Raw genomic sequence first — 22243 nt, 5'->3', positions numbered from 1 at the left:
CCTCAATTCTGCTTCCGTTGTTCGCTTATAGACCGCCGCCGAGAGTGTTCTTAATCTGGCTCTGTACCTTTTTGAGGGCAGCCTTAACAGTCGTTCCGCCTGACAATGCACTGTTCACATTTTGGTAAATGGCCTGCGAAATGGCAGCATAACTCGGGTTTTGACTGGGCCTCGAAACAAATGTAGTTTTACTTACAATGTTGAATACGGGGCTGACTTTCTTTACAGCAGGGTTATTTTCAACTGTGGCATTTGTAGGTAATTCAGAGAACTTTGTGGCTAGGATAGTCTGTGCTTGTGTACCTGTCATCCAGTTGATAAACGCCAAGTCTGCCAACATGTTCTTGCTGTGCGGATTAACGTACAAATTCCACCCGCCAATGGTGCTGTAATGCTTACTGGCCCCCTTAAACGTTGGCAGCACGGTGACGCCTACTTTTCCGACGACTTTGGAGTTCTTTGACGTTTGAGAGTTAGACCAAGCATAGGTCCAATTTCGCAGAAAAGCTGCATTTCCTTGGTTAAAGACGTTCATCGACTGACTCTCTTTGAAGGTATCTGTCGGCTTCGGGGATACACCGCTGGTAATTAAACTTTTCATGAACGTCAAGGCCTTTTGGGCCTGTGGAGAGTTAACGGATGGTTTCCCGTTGGTCAAAACTTTTCCGCCGGCATCTGATAAATACTCCATAAAATCACATGTCAGTCCCTCATAAGAGGCTCCCTGCCAGACAAATCCGTATTTTACGAGTCCTTTCTTCTGTAGAATTTCAGAGTCTTTCTTTAACTGTGACCATGTTGACGGTGGGGAGGAGATTCCAGCTTTTTTGAGCAAGTCCTTACGATAGTAGAGAAATCCTGAGTCGACATAAAAGGGCGCTGCATAGACGTGTCCCTTGTATGTGGCACCTTTCACTAATCCAGAAGCAAAACGTGTCCAAAAGGATTTGGGCAGCTTTGTGTCTAACGCTACGGCCATGTTGTTCTTTGCCATTTGGGCCGGCCAAACCACGTCACCCATATAAACATCAGGGCTAGAAGACCCACCCTCAATCTGTGTCGTTAAACTCGCCTTGTCCGTGTCTGTATTGAAACTCTGGTTTTGCAACGTGATTTTAATATTAGGGTACTTGGCTTCGAATTTTTTGATGAGAGTCTTGCGAACGCCAGTATGAGTAATAGGCGGAGCCGCCCATACAATGGTGCCCGTTGCCTTGGCATAGTCAGGAGTCTTACTCCCACTGGTAGTACTATTTGCGCTCGCTGAAGAATTCGTCTTGTTCCCACCTGTTGTCCCGCAGCCAGCTAATAATCCCACTAACGATAAAACGGACATTCCGACGAACATATTCCGCTTTTTATTTGTCATCCGAACACTACCTTCCTATTCTTTCATCCAATTATCTACCGTGAATTTTCACAGATTCCCGACTTACAATCCGATGAGAAAAATAATAGATTCCCTTATCGGTATGACTGCGGCCATCTTTAATTTGCCGCGCTAAAAATGCGATACTAGATTCTCCTATGTCTGAAAAGGGTTGTGCCACTGTTGTTAGTTGAGGGGTAACCATGGTTGATATTGAAAGGTTATCAAAGCCCATGACGGAAATATCGTCAGGTACTCGAAGGCCCGCCTCATGTATTCTTCTCATGGCTCCCAGTGCCATCTCATCACTCGCAGCGAACACAGCTGTAATTGGGATCTCAATTCTATTCTCTAATATGCGACCCATTGCTTCATATCCGCCGTCAAACCGAAAGTCACCATATGCGACATATTCATCTGAAAAAGGTAAATTATACTCTTTGATTGCCAATCGATAGCCATCATAGCGGGTCTGACCCGCAACTTCATTCGTTAAACCGCCTGAAATCATGGCGATGTGCTGATGCCCTCTTGTCGCTAAATGAGCTGTAGCATCATAAGCTGCTGCAACGTCATCCACTTTGAAAGCAGGAATGTGTGCTGACGACCCCGTGAGTGCGAATGCCACAGGTATGTCAAGTCTCTCTAGTACTTCTACATCTTCCTGATGGACAGGGAGGCTGCAATATAAAATCGCATCGCATTGCCGACTCTTTAAAAAAGAAACCCCTTTCATAGACTCTTCAAAATTGCCGTCGCCTGCGTCATAAAGCAAAATGTTCACGTCATTCGAAAAAGCTGCCTTATGAATGCCTCGTTGTAACTCAGTAAAGAATTGCTTTTCAATTCCGGGGACAACAATCCCAATGGTTTTGGAACGTTGTGTGCCAATCACCCGTCCGTTTTGATTCGGTTGAAAATCCATATCTTGTAGAACTTTTAGGACTTTATTTCGTGTCTTCTCCGTAACAAGTTCTGGAGAGTTTAAGACACGTGAGACCGTCGACACAGAGACCCCAGCGGCTTGTGCCACTGTCTCAATCGTAATTTTCATTCATACACCCCCAAATGAATTTATTTTTGAAAATACTTTCTGAAATTTAATTCATATTATATAATACCATTTGTATCTGTCAACTGAACGTCGTTTAATATTCAGAACTCCGTCACGGTATCCATTCCTAGGTGAGTCGTGATTTTTTGCTGGGTGGTGAAACTGGGTCATTCTGCCCCAGAGTTGCCCATGCAAACTTGGGAGTGAACGAATGTTCTGGACTGCATCCGTAGATTATGGCAATTTTCAGGAGGTATGAACAATGCTGGAGCAATTACACATGGTATATGGTTCAAAAATGGGTGAACTCTTACGGGAAAAGATAAATGCGCGTATATCCACTTATAAGACCACTCATTCTGTTCGAAAAAGTAAGTGGTTGAGCGAAAAAGATGCAGTTTTAATCACATATGGCGATCAGTTCAAGGAAGACAATGAAGCTCCCCTCCATACGCTTCGCAAGTTCTTAAACAGACATCTAAAAGATAGTTTTTCATCCGTTCATATCTTGCCGTTCTATCCATATTCATCGGATGATGGTTTTTCGGTGATTGATTATAGAAGGGTAGATCCCTCACTGGGGGATTGGAGCGATATTGAAGCGTTATCTCAAGATTATCGGTTGATGTTCGATGCGGTGGTTAACCATGTTTCGTCGCAAAGCAATTGGTTTAAGAAATATCTCGCAGGGGACCCTCAATACAGCGATTTCTTTATTGAAAGGGATTTTCAGAAAAACTATTCAAACGTAGCGCGTCCGCGCAGTTCCTCCTTGTTTTCTCAATATGAAACACACCTGGGTACGAAGCATCTGTGGACCACTTTTAGTTCCGACCAAATCGATTTGAACTACAAGAGCAGCAAAGTGTTCCTAGAAATAGTCGATGTGTTACTGTTTTATATTTCAAGGGGCGCACAAATTATTAGAATGGATGCAGTTCCTTATATATGGAAAAAACCGGGGACTAGTTGCGTAAATCTAAGAAAAACACATGCGGTTGTTCAAATTTTCCGGAGTATCGTCGATAGCGTTGCACCTGGGACGATTCTGATTACAGAATCAAATGTTCCTCATAGAGATAACATTACTTATTTTGGAGACGGGTACAATGAGGCACAATTGATTTACCAGTTTGCGCTGCCTCCGCTTACACTCCATGCGTTTTATCGAGGCTCAAGTCATTATCTGTCACAGTGGGCAAAGAGCTTAGAAACTCCATCGCCGAATACAACATTTTTTAACTTCATGGCTTCTCATGATGGCATAGGATTGATGCCAGCGAAAGAACTCCTGCCGGAAAGTGAAATTCAACATATTGTAAATGAATGTATGCGACGGGGCGGAGAAATATCATACAGGGATAACGGAGACCGAACAAAAAGTCCATATGAACTGAATATTACTTGGTACAGCGCTCTGAGCATCCCGCAAGAAAATCAAAAATTAAGTGTTAAACGATTTATAGCCTCTCAGGCAATTCTTTTGTGCTTACAAGGGGTGCCAGGAATTTATATTCATAGCTTGTTTGGTTCTGCAAATGATACGAGCTCACTCAGCAATTCCAATCATCTCCGAAGTATTAATCGGAAAAAATTCCAACTTGGCGATTTGGAAGCGTTACTTGAAGACAGTTCCTCAACTGAATCTCAAATATTCACGCAATACGTATCGATGCTTAATGTACGCCGACAGGAGCGGGCATTCCATCCTAATTCATCACAACGTATTGTTGAATTGAACGACTCATTGTTCACTGTTTTACGAGACAATGTCTTATGCATCACGAACATAACGTCTCAGTCTAGAAATGCAGTCCTTGACTTGGAACATATTGGTCTTGCACAAATGACCAGTGCCGTTGACCTAATTACGCAAAATGTACATGAAAATCATGATGAAACAATGGAGATACCATTAGGTGCGTATCAAGTGCTATGGTTGAAGTTCTTTTAACCTAATGCGGCAAAAAGTGTCAGTTTCTAGATGACCAAAACTTCTTGTATATCTCGGTCAATCCATTGATTGCCCACCAGGCGAAGACATCGAGTCTGCGCAAAGTCAAAACCGATGCGTTGGATGCATATCGATTGTGTGAACTCTACTACAAGGAAGAACTTGAACCACTTAAGAAACGAGGTGAGAAGCTTCTAAACTTGCGAAACGTGAGCAGACAACACGATGCCATCACAAAGTTGTTGGTACAAACAAAATTGCAGTTCCAGGCGTTGTTGGATCAGATATTCCCGGAGTATGTCGGGGTCTTTGGAGAACTGTATTCTTTCGTTTCGATGCAAACCTTGCTTGACTTCCCAACGGCTGAATCCGTGTCAGCTACGTCCAAGACGGACCTAGCCGACCAGATTGCGACACGTTGTCCAAGTCCGTCCAAGCGCTGGGCGCGGGAAAGGGCTGAGCAACTCACGATGGCAGCCTCTCGCAACCCGTTCCGTAGCGCACTGGTCCAAAGTCACTTGTTCAGTCTTGAGATGTATATCAAGATCATCCTTCAATACAAAGGGCACCTATCCCAACTCAAAAGACAGATAGATGCCCTTGCTCAAGATATTGAAGAGTATCAGATTATCCAGTCTATACCCGGTATTGGACAGAAGATCGCTGCAACGATTATCTCTGAAATCGGGGAAATAGACCAGTTGAATCATCCTAGAAAACTTGTGGCTTTCGCTGGTGTTGACCCAAGTGTCCATTCGGCAACCTCTAACCGCATTAGCAAGCGCGGTTCAAGTAGGCTGAGACATGCGCTATACGAAGGCGTTTCATGTGGATTGCGAAAAACAGGTTGCAACAAGCTCAAGGCTTATTACGACAAGAAAAAAGACAAAGGGAAGCCATATAAGGTCATTGTCGTCGCATGCGTAAACAAGTTGATTCACTGGATTTACGCGTTACTGACGAACAAAGAACTTTTCTTAGACATGGCTTAACCATCAAATCCACGCCCGACAGGAAATACCCTCCATGATGAATCGGAAGGTTATTTGTGATGCCCTCTAAACTGTAACATATTTATTCTAACTTATTGCTTGGAAATCTTGACAAACTATTAGCTGGTTTAGCTACATTTCCATTTTATAGAACATGCGAATAAATCCATCCGTTGACGCCTTGGGAGATGCATTCACGAATTGCGCTGGTGGAACGCGCCGCTCAGAAGGTGTCAGAGGACGTGTCCTGTTTTGTATCCCATTAACATTTCTGCGAAACCTCCGGACTTTCGTGGGTCTCTTCTGTGATACACGATGTGCGGCATGTGGAGACCGGTCCTTCACCGTTGAACTGCGTCCATCCCTTGACACCTTGGCAGATTCATTCACAGATTGTGCTGTGGGAACGTGCCCTTCAGTCGATGTCAGAGGCGTTGTCCGGCTGGATGTTCCATCAACACGAGGTGTCTCTGAACGCTTCCCTTGCGACAGGCGATATTTCCTCCCTGTTCCTTGATACGCGCGCTTGGCTTTGAGGGAGCTTGGCAATCCTTTCGTCCATTTCCCTACAGAAGCTTCCATGAACGTTTCCTTTGCCCCTCGCAGTTGCGCAGAGATACGGCGTTTTGGGGACCTGCTGCTTGTGTTTGTATCGGCTCTATGACTGCTACTCACTTTGTTAGTTCCACTCCAACCTGTACTGGAACGGGTTCCACCCCCTGCACCGTTGTTGAACCCAGTGGAACGTCTGGGACTCCGCCCGCTACTTCCGCCTGCCCCTCCTGAAGCGGAGTTATCACTGTCTGTGCTGCGATCCCGTCTGCTTCCTGGTGTCCGCTGTAATCTGCTTCTCAACAGGGTTGTTTTCTGCCGCGCCTCCTGCCGCACATCCCGAGCCCGGTCCCGCCATGTCCAGCGATAGTCATCGGGTAATTTAGTCGTCAATTCTCGCAGAAAACGCCCCCGGAAAAACAAGAGGATCAAGAGCACCACACTAATAATGATGAGGCTCAGTTCCTGTCCTACCGTTGAGCCGGACAATCCATTGGAGATGAGGTTCATGACAAAGAGACTGAGGCCCAGATACAACGCATTAAGCGTCTTCATGATGAGCTGTCCGGCAGCGCGCTTTAGCAGTTGCAGCAGCTTGTTCCATCCGTAATCCGGGATGACGGTCAAAGGCAGGAGCACGGCACACTCCACGACGGTCAGTAAGAACCCGAACGTCAGGGCAAACAACAACGCGCCCATCCATGCGAAAAACACGGCGGGTACCAGACTGACTAAAGGAAACGCCAAATTGAAAGCGGCCATTTGCAACCGTGTCATGGGGCTGCTCTGGGGACTGTCCTCTGAGGCATATTGATAAAAATGACCTCTTGGAATGTGGGCACTGTACAACACTTTGGCGAGTTCGGTTCTCCCCTGTCCTCCACCGTTCGTCGAGAGCATCAACGAGACCCAATTTTGGCCGGGCTGGATGTGCTTTGTCTTCCCGTCATTCCCTTGATAGGTTTGTCCCAGTTCAGAGGCGACGTTCAGAAAATACGAGGACGCTGCATCATCGAAATTCGTCACGCCATCAATGAGGCCGCTGAAATGGGTATAGAACGCCACGGCGAACCCGGAAACGAGCACAAACATTAGGAGAATCTGCAAAATCGAAGCATGGTGACTGCGCGCGAACCGATACAACAAGAACAGCGCCATAATGGCAAAAGCCCCTGGCAACAATCGCGTATAAAAGGTCGTATATCCAGCGGCCAACACATGCGACAATTCATGCACAATCGGTCCTGTAATCTGTTTCGGGTGAATCGCAAAATCCAGAAACGCCAGCATCAGGTACATGATGTGGACCTTCATTTGGTTCCAACAAATTAGCAATTTGGTTCATCGTTGTAGGAACCGTACCATGGAGCGGATTAAAGTGAATTCCGCTCTTGATGAAATAGTCCCAGACGTAGTTGCCAAAGGGGTACTTTTTCCACCCGACAGGACTCGCCATCCCGGCTGTCGCAGCAAAGACAGAAGGCCCGGCAACGACCCAGGTGAGGACCGACGTCAGGATGCCAGAGAGAAGGAATCGCCCACGCTTGTGCATCTCCCATCCTCTCCTCATGCTCGTTGTAGACGCACCTTTCGTTGTCTCGTCTTTCCCTCTGTCTCTGTACCACCTGGCGTGGTGGAAAACGCCTCTTTCAGGGTTTCCGGAAGTAAATCCACTTGCAGCTCCCCGACGTGCCCTTCCGGGTTCCTCACCAATCCATGCCCGTTCCCAAACTCGGAAAATACTTTTTGCCAATCCTCATCATCCGGGAGATGTAAAATCTGGACTGCGTGCCGGACCTGGACATTGGATTCCAGCGTAAAAAACATGAGCCAGCCGAGATTGGCGGTCAAGTCGTCGTTTTCATGCTTTGGCAGCAGCACATCCGGGTTCTGAATGCCCAGAACGAGAATCAGGTTCAAGGCCCGCCCCAGCAACAGAATACGGTTGATGAGTTCCCGACCTTCGGGGATGGACCGCAAAATCCATGCCTCGTCGATGAGGAAGAACTTTGGGATCACAGAGTCAGCTTCCATGAGTTTGCGCAGGCCAATCTGTGTCGACAGATACAACATCGAAACAGCGAAACGCTGCGGCTCCCGCCACTTGTCTGGATCCGGCATGCTCCGGTCCGGAAACTCCAGATTCCGCAAACTTTGCACCACCAGTTTGGCCTCCGCCAACGTGTGATTCGCCTCGTCCTGACCAAAGACACACTGCGCTACCGGATCATGACGGAACTGGTCCAAGATTCGACGAATCAAGGCAGCGGTCTGCCGCTCTTTCTCGTTCTCCCCTTCTTCACCCACTCGTGCCACACAGGCCAGAAAAGATTCCATATCCCAAGACTGCGTCTGGTACAACTTATTCAGCGCAGCGTTGACGACAATAGCCGCGTACCGATCCTCTCGGGACCCGGAGATATTGAGTAAAATCCCCAACCAGCCCTGGGCAATGGCCCTGGCATCTCGAGCGTCTGTCGCTAGGTGAAAGGGCGTAAACGCGGCCTCTGCCTCCCGGCCGTAGCGCAACCAATAAGCGTCTTTCTCCCATCTCTGGTAGAGACTAAAGTACTCGTCTTTCTTGGGGTCAAGCACATACCCAATCCCGCTCAAGGCCAGCAGCTTATCCGTAATATTCTTCATGGTCATGGACTTCCCGGAGCCGGTCACTCCAATCAAGGCCATGGAACCGGAGTGATTCAGCACCCTCATGGGTCGTTCCGGATCCATAAACACAGGCTTCCCGCTGTGAATCAGGTGACCAAAGAGAAATCCGGAGGGGTCACCCAAGGTACTGGTTCCAAGCGGAGCGGCACAGGCCACCACCCGAGGTTCAGCGGGTACCTTCCAGGTCGAATGAACCCCTCCCGTGAAACATGGAAAGAAGGCCTGCAACAACGCTCTCGCATCTCCTTGTGGATGGACCAGACGGGCATACCCATCCATCTGGTTGATGAGTTGTTCCTCCCGTTCCAGGAGCTTGTGTTCATTGTCTGCCCCAATGGCCATAAAAGACTGAAATTCCACCAGGGGCATCCCTTCCTTCAGCTTGGCGGATATGGGGGCATCAGCCAATCCATCCTCCACGTCCAGTTCCACGTCTCCGTCTTTGGCCAGCTCGTCCCACTGGTCTTCCGCAGCTCCTTTCTTGCGGTGGACCTTCGCTCTGGCAACATGTCCTGGAATCACTTCAAAATGGATACACGCATCCACCGGAAAGTCCAGTTTCTCCAGCGGTTCGTACAGCCATTCGTTCCCTAGGTCCTCGATGCCCTCCGCAAAGTTGGACAGGGCCATGACAGACTGGTAGCTGGTCTGTTGGTTGGGGTGCTGGACCCGGATCCGAAACAGGTCCTCCACCACATCGGCTTCGGCAATTTGCAGCATGGAAGTACGAAGCGGACGAATCACCGTTGTGTTCTGCTTCGTGGACACCAAGACGGGGAGCTGTTCCGGGAGGACGCTTTGCGGCTCTTCAATCCCTCGAAAGTACGGTTTGCGATGTAACCACTCCAGCTCTGCCGGCGTGGCCCGCTCCACCTTGCCGCTCATGGCCCCGTTCAGCTTGGCCATCAATTGACGGTCCACACTGTACGCAGCCTGCAGCAACTCCTCCGACAGTTCCTTTTGTGTCCCTTGTCGCAAGAACGCGTCCAGCGCACTTTGACCGACGTCCATAATGCCGTTCATGACCTGCCGTCCCGCTTTTTTTAAGGTCTCTTTCCACGCGTTGCTGTCGGTCAACAATTGGTCCAACCGCAGATTGGCGGTGGATGTACGCAGAGGTAGAATCAAATAGACTCTGCGCTCATAGGCCAAGCGATACTTTAGCTCTGTCATCGCCGCATCGACATGTTCCTGCCAAACCGGATGCGACGATCTCGCCCGCATTTGCTGCTCCAATTGCTGCCGAGACAACTGCTTGCTCAAGCTGAGCAGCATGCCCTTCCCCGTGTAGTTGTGCAGAAACCGTTCAAAGCGGTCGGACACGGCCAAGCGCTCCGTTTCTGCCCGAAACTCATAGGGGAACTGGGGCAACTTGTACACCCCCCAGGCTTGTCCCTCCACATCAAAAATGCGATTGTCTTCCCAATACATTGCAGGAAACAGTTTGTGCGCCACCTTCATCCCCCTAAAACCGAATTTGATGATCCCGTACGGCCTTCGACGCCTTCTGCCCTGCTTGGAATGTCGGTACCGATGTGAGTGCCCGCCACTTCACCTCCGTGCCCGTCAAGGACAACTGCCCCGGCTGCAACCCGGTAGTGGCTTTCTTGGTATGACGGGGTGTGGCAGAAGAAACAGCACGATGGATGATGTATTTGCGTCTTTCCAGCTTTCTCACATCCACGGGCACGTGGGTCTGGAGCTCAACGGGATCGCCTTGAATGGATCTCACTTCGACCGGCAGCGCACCAGACTGCACCTGGTTACCCTTGGAAGACAACCAGCCCACATCGACCTGCAGTCCCCCAGGAATGCACCCCGCTGCCTTGACGGGGTCCCAGCCGTTGCTGTGATGGGCACGAAAGAAATAGGCAGCTAGATTCATCACCCACACCGGAAAGGGTTTCCCCTGCATATCCATCCGTGTCGCCAGCCACGCTCCGGCAAACGCCAGGATGGGCGTTGCGATGAGACGACTGATCCCCAGCGTCCAGTGCAACACAGGTGCCACAGCCATGGCGGGCAAGAGGCAAATGACAAACGCCAACAGCCCATCCAAGGGCACACTGATGCCCGCAGGGAACTTGAAGTCCCCCAGGCTCGTCAGGGTCGGGCGTTGGTGAAACAACTTCCGATAGGTTCTGTTCATGCCTGCCCTCTCCTTACAGTTGCTTGAATAAACCGCCTACCCAAGACACAAACGTTCCCAGCGCCGTGGGTTCTGTGAGAATGACCAACACGATGGTCGCTGTCATTACCAAGGTCACAAGTTTCGTATGCTGGTGACGGACAAAGTACCAAACCGCCATCGCCCCCAGTGCTAATAAAAAGATGGGTACAATTTGCGGCATGAGGTATTGATACATGCCTGCACCCGGACCGCTGGAACTGGAGACGGAAGGCCTGGAAATACCACTGAGAGGATTTGAATTGGCCAATACCGTCACCACACTGGCCACGCTCGATATAAGCCCTGCCATGAGACCGATGAATCCTTTTTTGAGTTTCCTTCCAAACTGGAACATGTTTCATTTCTCCTCTCTCCCTGTACAGGAATCTAAAACGTGATGATGCTGAGAATGTGATGCGAGAGCGACGTAACAAACGGGACGTGGCCCGGTAAGTGGGCAACTGCAAAGGCAGCAGCGATGAGGACTACCAGCAACGTCAAGATGGCGTGCAAGAGTGCCTCTCGTCCGGACTCCACAGGGATGGCAATGGGCTCTGGTAGCACCTTCACCCACCATGGCAACGGCCAAAGCAGCTGCACGCCCTGTGGGTTCAATAAATCTGCCAGGGGATGAGAAGCATACCCAATCCACAAAGCCCAGGCGACACTGTGCCAGGAAAGCCCCAGTGGCAGCGGAATCTGCACCACTCTCAGCAGAACCACCCACAAGAGTGCCAGGAATAACAAACTGTGGGTGACGGTTCTGTGCCGAACAAACCGACCGACAACCTGCCCCAGGGGAATCTTGTGGGCAATCCAGCTCTCTGGCTGGTCAATATCTGGTACCGGAGCCGCAAGGCCCGCTGCCACCACCAGGACGGGGGTCCACCAATGCAACCCAGCGTGAGTCTCTACCAGGACCATCTCCATCGACAAAGCCCCCACCATTTCATGGGTCTTGAAATTCAGCACCCTCACCTCCAAAGAACCCCTCTACCGAAGAGGGGTTGCATGACAAATCTGTGGTTTGATGATTCAATTCACGACGATCCCCGTGATGATATCATGCCCGGCCTGACTTTCCAGCCCAATGGCGAACTCTTCTTCATAGTGAATCTTTGTCACCGGATCGCTGACCTGGACGTCTGCCACGGCAATCCATGGCCCCTTCTTCGCACCGTAGACATTTAGCGTATCGATCTTCACAAACTTCACCAGCCCATCCCCCGGTTGCACATGGGCAGCCGAGTTTAAATACGGCTGCAGCGGTGTAACCCCGCTGGATTGAAAGTACAGGGGGAGAAACCCTTGGAGCACATTTTGCACTTTCGTGACGACTGCTACCGGTGCCGCGTTCCCCGACCAGGTTTTGTCCTTTACATTGGCGACCCCTGTAAAGGCGCTTGTGATTGTAGGCGGCGCATAGACGTCATAGTGTGCTCCAGAGAGGCCAACCGGGACCACCAACTTCACCCAACGCGCCTTTGGTGTACTCAGATACACCAGCACATTCACCGTGACATGGGACGCATCCAGTTTTGCAACCCGGCCTGCCAGCACTTGACCCACCGTTTGCGGTTTCTTCCCTGGAGAGGTCACAGCCGGATCTGAGCCTAACCAACTGGCATTTCCGGCGAAGGAGGCCATTTCCTGTTCCCTTGTACTCGATGAATCTGAAGGTTGAAACGTCAGGTACGCTTTCGCAAAGGCTGCGGCAAACGCCCGCTCTCCGGCGTATTGGATAGACTTCGGCGCTTTCTTTACAGCTGCCGTATGATGGGGAATGAGCGTTCCTACACCCCCGATGGCCCCCAGACTGACAAGTATGAACATAAGGACGCGCACGGTTTTACGTAACTTCATGGCTCTGCCCTCCCTTCGTCCAAGGTCGTCCAATCACATACCGGGTAACAGCGCCTAGGACAACAACACTGCCAACGACTTGTAATATCCACACAAAAAAGCACCCCCTCTATGGATAAGGGAGTGCATGACAAGATTGCTGGGATAGAGCAGTACGTGCAGAGAAACCTGGTCCAATCATTTTATTTGCGTTTGACGTTGATATTCAGTATGAACTTCCATTTCGAAAATGTATCTCCGTCTTGATTAGACTTCCTCACAAGAATATTTCCCCATATAGCAAAAGAAGACACAGTCGAAAGTAAACGCAAATGTGTCCTACTACGCTGCGAGCAGACACTATATAAGAGTTCCTATCAGCCACAAAACCTTAAACACGACGTGCTGCTTTAGCAACACTGATAGGGCTTGTTTAAAGCCCTATCTCTTGCTGTGCCTCATGCAACTTTCAAATCAAATAAAAGGTCAGCGTATAGTCTCCTAAAAAGGTGGGCGATACCCCACTCAAACGAGCGAGAAGGGACAAAATATGAGAGGCGTGTAATTACATACCTCTCATATTTTGACACGGCGCCAGCAGTCGTCGGGCCTAAGGAGATGATGCAGTTTCAATTTCTGCTCTTAAGATATTCAAAGAATAGTTCTTTGTAATGGAATACCAATCTGATAAAAGCATTAATTTCTTAGATGTTTTATATAGGCCTACTTATTAATATGTTCTTCGCAATACGCGGTTGTTATGTTAACAAAAAAAGAGAGCGAGGCATAATGCCCCGCTTTCTTAGGCAGCTATACATGCTTTAAACAGGGAGTGAGAAAAACATGGAACTTTGCTGCCATGAGATATATTATTCGTTCTTTGAAAAAAGGGGTAGACTAAATTGCTAGTGTAAGTATCATGGAATGTTACTACGTAAGTGAAAACAAGGCGTAGCTCTCTTTTTGTAATTGTAAATTAGGGGTCTGACCAGTAAATCTCTATATACTAGCCCTATCACTTTATTACAGTTAAACATAATATCTATTAGCTTTTGTTTGTGGCACAAAAGTATCGAGGAAATCGGAAACCAGCCACAGCGAGGAGGTAAAAAAATGCAAACTAAACATTTTCGTCATCGTCGTGGTCAAAATGTCGCATTTGTTTACAACAGTGGAAATTCAACGGTTACAACTACTGATTCTCAAAATCAAGCTCAGCTTCAGGCCCAGCTTCAGGCCCTTCTGAATGCGGTACAATCTCGTAATATTCGCTTTTAAATCACAAGGGGGGGATTTCCCCCTTTGATTTAAAAGGAGGTGAACTGCGTTGAAGCCCAGCAATACTGCGACAATTAAACGGAGCGGTAATGCCTCGGTAATTATGTACGTCGACACATCTGCTATCGGATATTCATATTTAGCAGGACTTCATGCACGAGGCATATTAAATGATTTTCAATTTTATCAAGCAATACAAAATTACAGAAATTTGCTTGACAAAGATGAATTGAGGAAGAAAATACAAGCCACTATTGGGACACGTAATATCATGAGTGCATAATCAGGTATCTCAACCATCACCATATAATGTAATGTATCCCGCGACAACCTCGCATCCAATTCCAACGAAAGTAAGGCATAAATCGTGAGCATCTAGTCAGAACACTTACCCTTGACTAGGTGCTCATTCTGTGCCTTTGACCTTGGTTTCCTCTGTTACAAATGAAAAACTACATAAATGTTCTTATGATTATGAGACGGTAAGGAGCTTCTCAGTTTACACTAGACCTTTTGTGAGTACGCAATCGTATTGTTAACAAAAAAAGAGAGCGAGGCATAATACCCCGCTTTCTCAGGCAGCTATACATGCTTTAAACAGGGAGTGAGAAAAACATGGAACTTTGCTGCCATGAGATATATTATTCGTTCTTTGAAAAAAGGGGTAGACTAAATTGCTAGTGTAAGTGTCATGGAATGTTACTACGTAAGTGAAAACAAGGCGTAGCTCTCTTTTTGTAATTGTAAATTAGGGGTCTGACCAGTAAATCTCTATATACTAGCCCTATCACTTTATTACAGTTAAACATAATATTTATTAGCTTTTGTTTGTGGTACAAAAGTATCGAGGAAATCGGAAACCAGCCACAGCGAGGAGGTAAAAAAATGCAAACTAAACATTTTCGTCATCGTCGTGGTCAAAATGTCGCATTTGTTTACAACAGTGGAAATTCAACGGTTACAACTACTGATTCTCAAAATCAAGCTCAGCTTCAGGCCCAGCTTCAGGCCCTTCTGAATGCGGTACAATCTCGTAATATTCGCTTTTAAATCACAAGGGGGGGATTTCCCCCTTTGATTTAAAAGGAGCTATTCCTGTAATGAATTAATTTCGGGTTTGAACAAAAAAGAGCGCCTCCTGTATGCTGGGTTCCGAATGCAGGACATTCATTCCCTAATTGAGGAGGACGCTCAACATGAAGTATAAGATGCAGCAGAAACAAAATCAACGAATTCAACAAATTACCGATTGTACCATCATTGTGGGTGCTGATATTGCAAAGCACACCCATGTTGCAAGAGCCATTGACTTTCGTGGAATTGAGCTTGGTAAAGAATGTGTGTTCAGTAACGATGATGAGGGCCTAACGAAACTTGTAACGTGGATGAAGGAGTTGCAACAACTGCACAGCAAAACCGATGTTGTGTTTGGCGTCGAGCCGACCGGACACTACTGGTTCCCGTTAGGTGCCTTCATACAAGACTTGAATGTTCGATTCGTGCTTGTGAACCCACATCACGTCAACAAGAGCAAAGATTTAGAGGATAACTCACCGACGAAAAACGACTACAAGGATGCTAAGGTCATTGCCAATCTCGTGAAAGACGGCAAGTACACCGAGCCCAAACTCCCGACTGGTGTTTATGCGGATTTAAGAATCCTCATGAACCTCAGAGAGAAGGTCATGGTGAATTTGGGGCAAGTGCAAATGCGGATTCAGAACTGGCTTGATCGCTTCTTTCCGGAATACACCCAGGTGTTTAAGGACTGGGAAGGCAAGGCGTCACTCATTACACTGCGTACGTCTCCGTTTCCGCAGGACATACTCTCGCTAGGCGCCAGTGAGGTTGTGAGGCAGTGGAAAAAGGATGGTGTGAAGCGGGCTGTCGGTATGAAGCGAGCCATACGGCTTGTCAGTACCGCTGAAAGGTCCATTGGTCTGAAAGAGGGGCTCACAGCTGCCAGGATAGAGATGAAAGCTTTGCTGGAACAGTACGACATGTTCACACGGCAGCGTGATGAAATCATGGCTCAGGTAGAGCAACTACTGAACCAAATTCCAGGCACAGAAGAAATGCTCAGTGTGCCAGGAATGGGTTTTACGACACTTGCTGGATTCTTGGCTGAAGTCGGTGAGCTACAGGGATATGAGCATGGACAACAGATCATTCGGCTTGCTGGACTGAATCTCAAAGAGAACAGTTCTGGGGTAAGAAAAGGAAAAACAGGCATTACCAAACGAGGTCGTTCTCGGCTGAGGGCATTACTATTTCGGGCAATATTACCGATGGTAGCTAAGAACGCTGAATTCAAGGCACTGCACGAGTATTACACGACACGGGCACATAATCCCTTGAAGAAGAAACAGTCGCTCATTGCACTATGTGGAAAACTCATTCGTGTTCTACACACATTGGGGACAAAGCAAGTTCAGTACAACGCTGAGGATTTACTGGGGCCACTTCGGAGGTCCCAACTACAGGTGGCAGCTTAACCGATTTGAATCAAACTCGTCAGTTCGATTTACTCGCTTGTACACGATGAATCGCCAAGACAAACAGAAGCACGGATAAGCCGTAGTATCCACACCATAAGGGCAACGACCCAGTAAAGGAGCAAGAAACGGCATCCACCCCTTGAGAGGTAGTACGAAGGAATGTGAGGGCATAGACCCAGTGTGACATGGGAGGGTAAACCGCAAGGGAACGTGTGGACATCCAAATGTGCGAACAGATTTATGTTCCATGTATTGGTAAAACAGCACCAATCTCTGTTCCTGCTACGGAGTACCCGTTTGAAAATTCGCTCATCTAGCATTCTGGTAATCTCTCTCAAATAGTCAAGGTGCGTAATCGTGAGAATAAGAGAGTAAATAGGAGAAAACATTAATTTATAGTGGGAGGTGAACTGCGTTGAAGCCCAGCAATACTGCGACAATTAAACGGAGCGGTAATGCCTCGGTAATTATGTACGTCGACACATCTGCTATCGGATATTCATATTTAGCAGGACTTCATGCACGAGGCAGATTAAATGATTTTCAATTTTATCAAGCAATACAAAATTACAGAAATTTGCTTGACAAAGATGAATTGAGGAAGAAAATACAAGCCACTATTGGAACACGTAATATCATGAGTGCATAATCAGGTATCTCAACCATCACCATATGATGTAACCTATCCCGCGACAACCTTGCGTCCAATTCCAAAGAAAGTAAGGCATAAATCGTGAGCACCTAGTCAAGGCATTTACACTTATGACTAGGTGCTCATTCTGTGCCTTTGACCTTGGTTTCCTCTGTTATAAATGAAAAACTCATAAAATGTTGCTAGTTAGACGAACAAAGGGATCGGGATTCAAGAAAACACCCTGGAGTTTAGAACGAAAATGCAAAATATGAATTGCCTGAGAGAAAGCTCAACATATCCTCTCAGACCTTAGACTTCAACGTGATCAAGATCATGAAGACCACCGTTTGGCCTTTCATAATCTGTCTTGCCGTATATTTCTGCTTAAATGTCAGCTCTACCCCAGTAGTACCCACAGAGGAATCTATACTTCGTTCTTCTTGCATACTGAGGTTACTCCTTCAAGTATTCATTCACCGTTCCCCGGCTGACCCCAAACACACGAGCCAGTTCAGATTTTCTCTCTCCTAAACGCGCTCCTGTGCGCAATTCTATAACCTGTTTATCGGTTAGCGACTTCTTGCGGCCACGGTATGCGCCATGTTGTTTCGCCAGTTCAATCCCTTCCCGCTGACGTTCTCGAATTAAGGCACGTTCAAACTCTGCGAAAGCTCCCATCACCGAAAGCAGCAACGTTGCCATGGGAGAATCTTCACCCGAGAACGTGAGCTGTTCCTTGATAAACCCCACCTGTATGCCGCGTTCTGTTAGACGACGTACAATGCTGCGCAGGTCATCCAAGTTCCGAGCCAAGCGATCCATACTGTCAACGACGACAATATCCCCTTCTCTCACGAACTCCAACAATGCCTGAAGTTGGGGTCGATGAACGGTCTTACCGGACACTTTATCCGTAAACACCCGATCCAGGTGTATCGCGTCCAGTTGTCGCTCTGGATGTTGCTCCACTGTACTTACACGTACATATCCGATTCTCTGCCCCTTCATGAAGCGCGCCTCCTTGCATGACGGTTGATTTACCGATGACATGCTTGGTCACCGAGATTTCCACCTGCTTTCTGAGCAAATAAAGAACCTCCCCTATAAGATGGAGAGGTGTATGACAAAGAAGAGTAGAGAGAAGAGATAGTGTGACATGACGATGTGGAGATAGACCAAATTGTTACCTAGTGGATTTGGGACCTATGGCAACAAAGAATACGCAGCGCTACCAATGAGGTTGCTTTTCCCTAAACACCACTACCTTTACTAAATAATGCATTAGAATAAAAGCATCAATTACATTTGGGCCAAAGTCATAACTAAACCATCTGGGAATTTTGCACAAGGCCACGGCGACTGTATTACTACTGAACACATTTTGCGCTCTCGTTTTGAAACCAGTGTTCTCGCTTTTTGAGGTACGCACCCAAAACTTGGCGCAGCTTTTTTGATAACCTTAGGGAGAGGTTATCCTTAGATTTATAAACTGAATATTCAATATTCTTTCCGTTCCACAACTCACACCTTTTATTCATTGTAATCTTACATATTTAACCCACTCAAGAATGTATCATGGAATCACATTTTATAAAATGTCGTCAAGAGGCAGATATCTGGTCATTGGATGCCAGCCATATTCACCTTGTGCCAATCACGCGACAGTGACAATCGTATGGGAAATTGTTCAGTGATAGGATCACGCACGACTGATTAATTGTTGCCTGCACTACTGCAGTCGACAAACCTGACCGACCTCAATCGGATTTACAGACTGAATCAAGTGCCGAGCGTCACCCAAGTAAAACCGAACACCAACGAACCAGAAGTCTATTGTTGTCCTTGAGCAAAGACCACCCTTACATTGTCTTGTCCTAAGTCAATGTTCGTGCAGTAATTGAGACCGAACATATTGACGTAGTTCAAATGCAACATCTCTGTCCATCTCATCTAGCCCTACCACTTCCGCAATCTCGTTAATACCAAATATCTCGCCACTAAACACAATTATGGCACGCTGACTTGTAATATATGGGCCCGTCACTCGTATTACATTCAAAATCAACAAGATTGCAACAATCACGTTCACGGCTCTCAACCCAATCGATGTTTCAGCGGACTTTCCTTCAAATAAATCGCTTCCAAATACTGGACCTGTAGCAGCTAGAAAAAACCCTTCAGGTACAACAAAGATTCCGGAGGTGGATATGGCCCCTGTTAATAGCAATATGGCAATGAAAAAATCAATGGAATATTGCAATGCCACTAATCCATTCCTTGTCTGCGTACGATGGTGAAGTCCTTTTCTTGCCACATTGTTCTCCCCCTCTGTCTGTTTATTTATGAATATGCCAAATCAGGGACATGCGACGCGGCTACATATTGCACGACACATACGCAGGAAAATACGAATGTCGTCTCACAATTCTTCGCATTTTAGCAAGAATTTTTGGGCATGTTAAACGTTACACATCCGGCATTATGTAAGGGTCTACCACTTGAAAGGATGGAGCATAATTCAATGTTGTTTCGGAAATCAGATGAACCGCATCGTAAGACTCATGAGAACCGAAGGGTAAGTAGTCGCGTCGCGACCAATGAACAAGCTATTCAAACCTTTTTTCAACAGTCATCCGACATCAACATACGGAGGGTCTATGCCGGTTCTGACGTGGAGTGCTTGTTAGTTTACATCAATGGCTTGACTGATCGTCAACTCTTGGACGAAGTGATTTTGAAATCTCTACTGCAACCGAACCTTAAAAACAACAGAGACTTGGAGAAGACGTTGTTCAGAATATGTGCTGCCGGCGGCAGGACATTCATCACCGAAAAATGGTCTGTAGTGCAAGAAGCAGTGTTGACAGCGAAGCTTGTACTGTTTGCCGATGGTTGCTCTAAAGCCTTCGTCGTAGATATCACAAATCGGGAATCACGGGCTGTCGAAGAACCAATGTCTGAGTCAGTCATTCGTGGCCCAAGAGAGGGCTTCGTTGAAACACTACAAACAAACACGGCCATCTTACGTCGAAAAATCAAGTCCAAAGACTTTAAGCTTGAACCTTTCGTCATTGGGCAATTGTCACAGACCGACGTTGTTCTCGGTTACATAGATGGTATTGTCAACCCTGACGTGTTACGGGAAGTACGCTCCCGTATTTCAGACATTGACATCGATGCGATAATCTCTTCCCATTACATTGAGGAATTTATTGAAGACAGTCCTTTTTCGCCTTATCCGCAGGTTCAAAATACAGAAAGACCAGATGTCGTTGTCTCCTGCCTCATCGAAGGGAAGTGTGCCATCCTAATTGATGGAGACCCCTTCGTCCTAATTGTTCCCATGACATTTTGGAGTGGTTTTCAAGCTGCTGAGGATTACTATGAGCGATTTATCTATACGACTGTCGTTCGTTGGCTGAGATTCGGATTGCTGAATCTTTCTATTTTTCTAACTCCGACTTATGTCGCGTTGTCCACCTACGAACCTCAAATGCTACCGACAAATCTGATACTCAGTTTTGCCGCTGCAAGGGAACCGAGCCCATTTCCAACTGTCATTGAGGCATTTTTAATGGAAATTGTCTTTGAAGCGTTACGGGAAGCCGGTATACGTTTGCCCAAGTCCGTAGGTTCAGCAATCAGTATTGTTGGTGCTCTGGTTTTGGGTCAGACCGCAGTTGAAGCAGGTCTTGTGGATGCACCAGTCGTGATTATGGTAGCCACTGGTGGCATTGCATCCTTTGCAACCCCGCGTTACAATTTTGGATTTTCATTTCGACTACTGCGATTTGTAGTGTTGCTCATGGCAGGTATGTTGGGACTGTTGGGCATCGCTTTTGCAGTACTTACCCTATTAATCCATCAGGTGAATTTACGATCCTTTGGGGTTCCTTACATGACTCCGGTTGCCCCGATTGTTCGGCCGTCTATTCAAGACGCGTTGTTGCGACTTCCAAGATGGATGTTACGCGAGCGTCCAGTACTTGTCACCGGGTCAAACAAGAAGAGGATTCCATCTGGTCAGAAACCAGGTCCTAATCGTGATTCAAAGTGAATAAGGTGTGGATCACACTCATTTCCGGACTAGCATGTGTCTTTCTTACCACAGGATGTTGGGACATGAAGGAATTAAACGATCGTGCCATTGTCATTAGTTCAGCCATTGATACAACCGACGACGGGCACATTCTACTTACCGATCAGTTTGCGAATCCAAGTGCTCTGGGACACAATGTCGAGAGTCCTAACGAGCGCTTCTATTCCATGAGCTCCAAGGGGGATACGGTTCTTCAAGCGGCTCAACTACTACAACTACGCTTATCCAGAAACATCTTTGTTGGTCATCGAAGAAACATCTTTATTGGTCAACAGACCGCTAAAAATGGTCTCAATGAGATTATTGACGAGTTTACTCGGTCTCCAGATTCGAGGATTCGTACAGATATGTCCATTGTTCAAGGTGCCAACGCAGGTAATGTACTCAAGATTCCTTCAGTAGTAGAGAAGTTGCCAAGCATTGCAGCCTTAAAGTCAAGATCTGTGGTCGGAGGGGGCCCGCCAGGTACAACATATGTCGAGTTCTTGAGAGCTGCAGCAAGCAAAACCACTTGTCCTACGTTGCCGCTTGTGAAGATCGAAAGCCACCCGAGTGACTATATGGCTGACGCTGGTAGTCATCAACTTCGATTCGCTGGCCGAGCCGTGTTCGACAAGAAGCTGCGCATGGTAGGGCAAATTGACTATACGGAAACAGTCTATCGATTTTGGGAGGTCGGCCACCTGACACATCAGACCTTTGCCGTGAAGATCCCAAACACGGGCCAATCAATGAGCGTTTACACGAATCATTTAAAGTCGAAACTGAAGGTAAGGCTGAAAAAACGCCACCTTGACGTAGCGGTGTTTCTTTACGGGGATGGGCGTATTACTGAAAACAACACAAGCCTTAGTTTACAAAAACAATCCAATATTGATAAAGTCCAAACAGCTTTAGAACAGCAAATCCAGAGCGGCCTGCTACAACTAATCCAGAGAGTACAGCAGGACTATCACACAGATATTTTTCGTTTCGATCGCACATGCCAAAAGAACTATCCACTCGAATGGAGTAAAGTCACAGATCAATGGCCCGAAATTTTCAGTCATGCCACCGTTCACGTGTACGCGCATATCCCAATCAAAACAATTGGTGAAATGGGTACAGCACTTCACCAACATGTTCAGATGTGAG

18 protein-coding genes and 1 pseudogene are annotated in these 22243 nt (G+C 47.2%); 8 read left to right on the top strand and 11 right to left on the bottom strand.

Annotated features, from left to right (window positions below):
* Positions 1–25: 25 nt before the first annotated feature.
* Entirely contained in the window at positions 26–1369 is a 1344-nt protein-coding gene (locus GI364_RS04035; protein ID WP_198852422.1) for an ABC transporter substrate-binding protein, read from the bottom strand.
* Positions 1370–1400: 31 nt separating this feature from the next.
* Positions 1401–2423, bottom strand: a complete 1023-nt coding sequence (locus GI364_RS04030) for a LacI family DNA-binding transcriptional regulator (protein WP_198852421.1) — start codon at positions 2421–2423, stop codon at positions 1401–1403.
* A gap of 262 nt (positions 2424–2685) precedes the next feature.
* Between GI364_RS04030 and GI364_RS04025 the strand changes: the two genes are divergently transcribed.
* Both GI364_RS04025 and GI364_RS04020 read left to right on the top strand, forming a co-directional pair.
* Complete coding sequence (locus GI364_RS04025) at positions 2686–4377, top strand: sugar phosphorylase (RefSeq protein ID WP_198852420.1); 1692 nt, start codon at positions 2686–2688, stop codon at positions 4375–4377.
* Between the two features lie 20 nt (positions 4378–4397).
* Positions 4398–5369, top strand: a pseudogene (locus tag GI364_RS04020) (IS110 family transposase); the annotation flags it as partial.
* Positions 5370–5501: 132 nt separating this feature from the next.
* Here the strand turns inward: GI364_RS04020 and GI364_RS04015 are convergent.
* The 7 genes from GI364_RS04015 to GI364_RS03985 all read right to left on the bottom strand — a co-directional run bounded on the left by GI364_RS04015 (position 5502) and on the right by GI364_RS03985 (position 12621).
* Entirely contained in the window at positions 5502–7220 is a 1719-nt protein-coding gene (locus tag GI364_RS04015; RefSeq protein ID WP_198852418.1) for a hypothetical protein, read from the bottom strand.
* Positions 7150–7473, bottom strand: coding sequence for a hypothetical protein (locus tag GI364_RS04010; protein ID WP_198852417.1), 324 nt, complete (start codon positions 7471–7473; stop codon positions 7150–7152). Before GI364_RS04010 ends, GI364_RS04015 begins: the two co-directional genes overlap by 71 nt.
* Positions 7474–7487: 14 nt before the next feature.
* Positions 7488–10043, bottom strand: coding sequence for an ATP-binding protein (locus GI364_RS04005; RefSeq protein WP_198852416.1), 2556 nt, complete (start codon positions 10041–10043; stop codon positions 7488–7490).
* Between the two features lie 10 nt (positions 10044–10053).
* The gene (locus GI364_RS04000) at positions 10054–10737 is read right to left on the bottom strand and encodes a TcpE family conjugal transfer membrane protein (RefSeq protein ID WP_198852415.1); all 684 of its coding nucleotides are present in this window, start codon (positions 10735–10737) and stop codon (positions 10054–10056) included.
* A gap of 13 nt (positions 10738–10750) precedes the next feature.
* Positions 10751–11113 carry a hypothetical protein gene (locus GI364_RS03995; RefSeq protein WP_198852414.1) on the bottom strand — a complete coding sequence of 121 codons (363 nt, stop codon included), beginning with the start codon at positions 11111–11113 and terminating at the stop codon, positions 10751–10753.
* A 32-nt stretch (positions 11114–11145) separates the two neighbouring features.
* Positions 11146–11730, bottom strand: a complete 585-nt coding sequence (locus GI364_RS03990) for a metal-dependent hydrolase (protein WP_198852413.1) — start codon at positions 11728–11730, stop codon at positions 11146–11148.
* Positions 11731–11793: 63 nt separating this feature from the next.
* The gene (locus tag GI364_RS03985) at positions 11794–12621 is read right to left on the bottom strand and encodes a conjugal transfer protein (RefSeq protein WP_198852412.1); all 828 of its coding nucleotides are present in this window, start codon (positions 12619–12621) and stop codon (positions 11794–11796) included.
* 1092 nt (positions 12622–13713) lie between these two features.
* On the opposite strand from GI364_RS03985, the gene GI364_RS03980 reads away from it, so the two are divergent.
* From GI364_RS03980 to GI364_RS03965, 4 genes are all read left to right on the top strand, one after another.
* Positions 13714–13878, top strand: a complete 165-nt coding sequence (locus GI364_RS03980; RefSeq protein ID WP_198852410.1) for a spore coat protein — start codon at positions 13714–13716, stop codon at positions 13876–13878.
* Between the two features lie 49 nt (positions 13879–13927).
* Positions 13928–14161 (top strand): hypothetical protein, encoded by a 234-nt coding sequence (locus GI364_RS03975; RefSeq protein ID WP_198852411.1) that lies wholly within the window; start codon positions 13928–13930, stop codon positions 14159–14161.
* Positions 14162–14763: 602 nt separating this feature from the next.
* Complete coding sequence (locus GI364_RS03970; protein WP_198852410.1) at positions 14764–14928, top strand: spore coat protein; 165 nt, start codon at positions 14764–14766, stop codon at positions 14926–14928.
* Between the two features lie 158 nt (positions 14929–15086).
* Positions 15087–16373, top strand: coding sequence for an IS110 family RNA-guided transposase (locus GI364_RS03965; protein WP_198853839.1), 1287 nt, complete (start codon positions 15087–15089; stop codon positions 16371–16373).
* 1090 nt (positions 16374–17463) lie between these two features.
* Here the strand turns inward: GI364_RS03965 and GI364_RS03960 are convergent.
* Together GI364_RS03960 and GI364_RS03955 are read right to left on the bottom strand one after the other, a co-directional pair.
* A complete protein-coding gene (locus GI364_RS03960; RefSeq protein WP_198852409.1) occupies positions 17464–18018 on the bottom strand; it encodes a recombinase family protein in 555 nt (184 codons plus the stop codon).
* A gap of 871 nt (positions 18019–18889) precedes the next feature.
* Positions 18890–19324: a hypothetical protein gene (locus tag GI364_RS03955; protein WP_198852408.1), complete on the bottom strand. Its 435-nt coding sequence runs from the start codon at positions 19322–19324 to the stop codon at positions 18890–18892.
* A gap of 207 nt (positions 19325–19531) precedes the next feature.
* Between GI364_RS03955 and GI364_RS03950 the strand changes: the two genes are divergently transcribed.
* Together GI364_RS03950 and GI364_RS03945 are read left to right on the top strand one after the other, a co-directional pair.
* Positions 19532–21067, top strand: coding sequence for a spore germination protein (locus GI364_RS03950; RefSeq protein WP_198852407.1), 1536 nt, complete (start codon positions 19532–19534; stop codon positions 21065–21067).
* The gene (locus tag GI364_RS03945) at positions 21064–22242 is read left to right on the top strand and encodes a Ger(x)C family spore germination protein (protein ID WP_198852406.1); all 1179 of its coding nucleotides are present in this window, start codon (positions 21064–21066) and stop codon (positions 22240–22242) included. The genes GI364_RS03950 and GI364_RS03945 overlap by 4 nt, the downstream gene beginning before the upstream one ends.
* Position 22243: the final 1 nt, after the last annotated feature.

It is taken from the genome of Alicyclobacillus sp. SO9, assembly GCF_016406125.1.
Taxonomy (GTDB): Bacteria; Bacillota; Bacilli; order Alicyclobacillales; family Alicyclobacillaceae; genus SO9.
This window is presented reverse-complemented; position numbering and strand designations above follow the sequence as displayed.

Excerpts from the sequence above, each read along its gene's own strand:
- GI364_RS04035 (WP_198852422.1), bottom strand. The coding sequence starts at position 1,369 with ATGACAAATAAAAAGCGGAATATGTTCGTCGGAATGTCCGTTTTATCG.
- GI364_RS04030 (WP_198852421.1), bottom strand. The coding sequence starts at position 2,423 with ATGAAAATTACGATTGAGACAGTGGCACAAGCCGCTGGGGTCTCTGTG.
- GI364_RS04025 (WP_198852420.1), top strand. The coding sequence starts at position 2,686 with ATGCTGGAGCAATTACACATGGTATATGGTTCAAAAATGGGTGAACTC.
- GI364_RS04015 (WP_198852418.1), bottom strand. The coding sequence starts at position 7,220 with ATGTACCTGATGCTGGCGTTTCTGGATTTTGCGATTCACCCGAAACAG.
- GI364_RS04010 (WP_198852417.1), bottom strand. The coding sequence starts at position 7,473 with ATGCACAAGCGTGGGCGATTCCTTCTCTCTGGCATCCTGACGTCGGTC.
- GI364_RS04000 (WP_198852415.1), bottom strand. The coding sequence starts at position 10,737 with ATGAACAGAACCTATCGGAAGTTGTTTCACCAACGCCCGACCCTGACG.
- GI364_RS03995 (WP_198852414.1), bottom strand. The coding sequence starts at position 11,113 with ATGTTCCAGTTTGGAAGGAAACTCAAAAAAGGATTCATCGGTCTCATG.
- GI364_RS03985 (WP_198852412.1), bottom strand. The coding sequence starts at position 12,621 with ATGAAGTTACGTAAAACCGTGCGCGTCCTTATGTTCATACTTGTCAGT.
- GI364_RS03980 (WP_198852410.1), top strand. The coding sequence starts at position 13,714 with ATGCAAACTAAACATTTTCGTCATCGTCGTGGTCAAAATGTCGCATTT.
- GI364_RS03970 (WP_198852410.1), top strand. The coding sequence starts at position 14,764 with ATGCAAACTAAACATTTTCGTCATCGTCGTGGTCAAAATGTCGCATTT.
- GI364_RS03965 (WP_198853839.1), top strand. The coding sequence starts at position 15,087 with ATGCAGCAGAAACAAAATCAACGAATTCAACAAATTACCGATTGTACC.
- GI364_RS03960 (WP_198852409.1), bottom strand. The coding sequence starts at position 18,018 with ATGAAGGGGCAGAGAATCGGATATGTACGTGTAAGTACAGTGGAGCAA.
- GI364_RS03950 (WP_198852407.1), top strand. The coding sequence starts at position 19,532 with ATGTTGTTTCGGAAATCAGATGAACCGCATCGTAAGACTCATGAGAAC.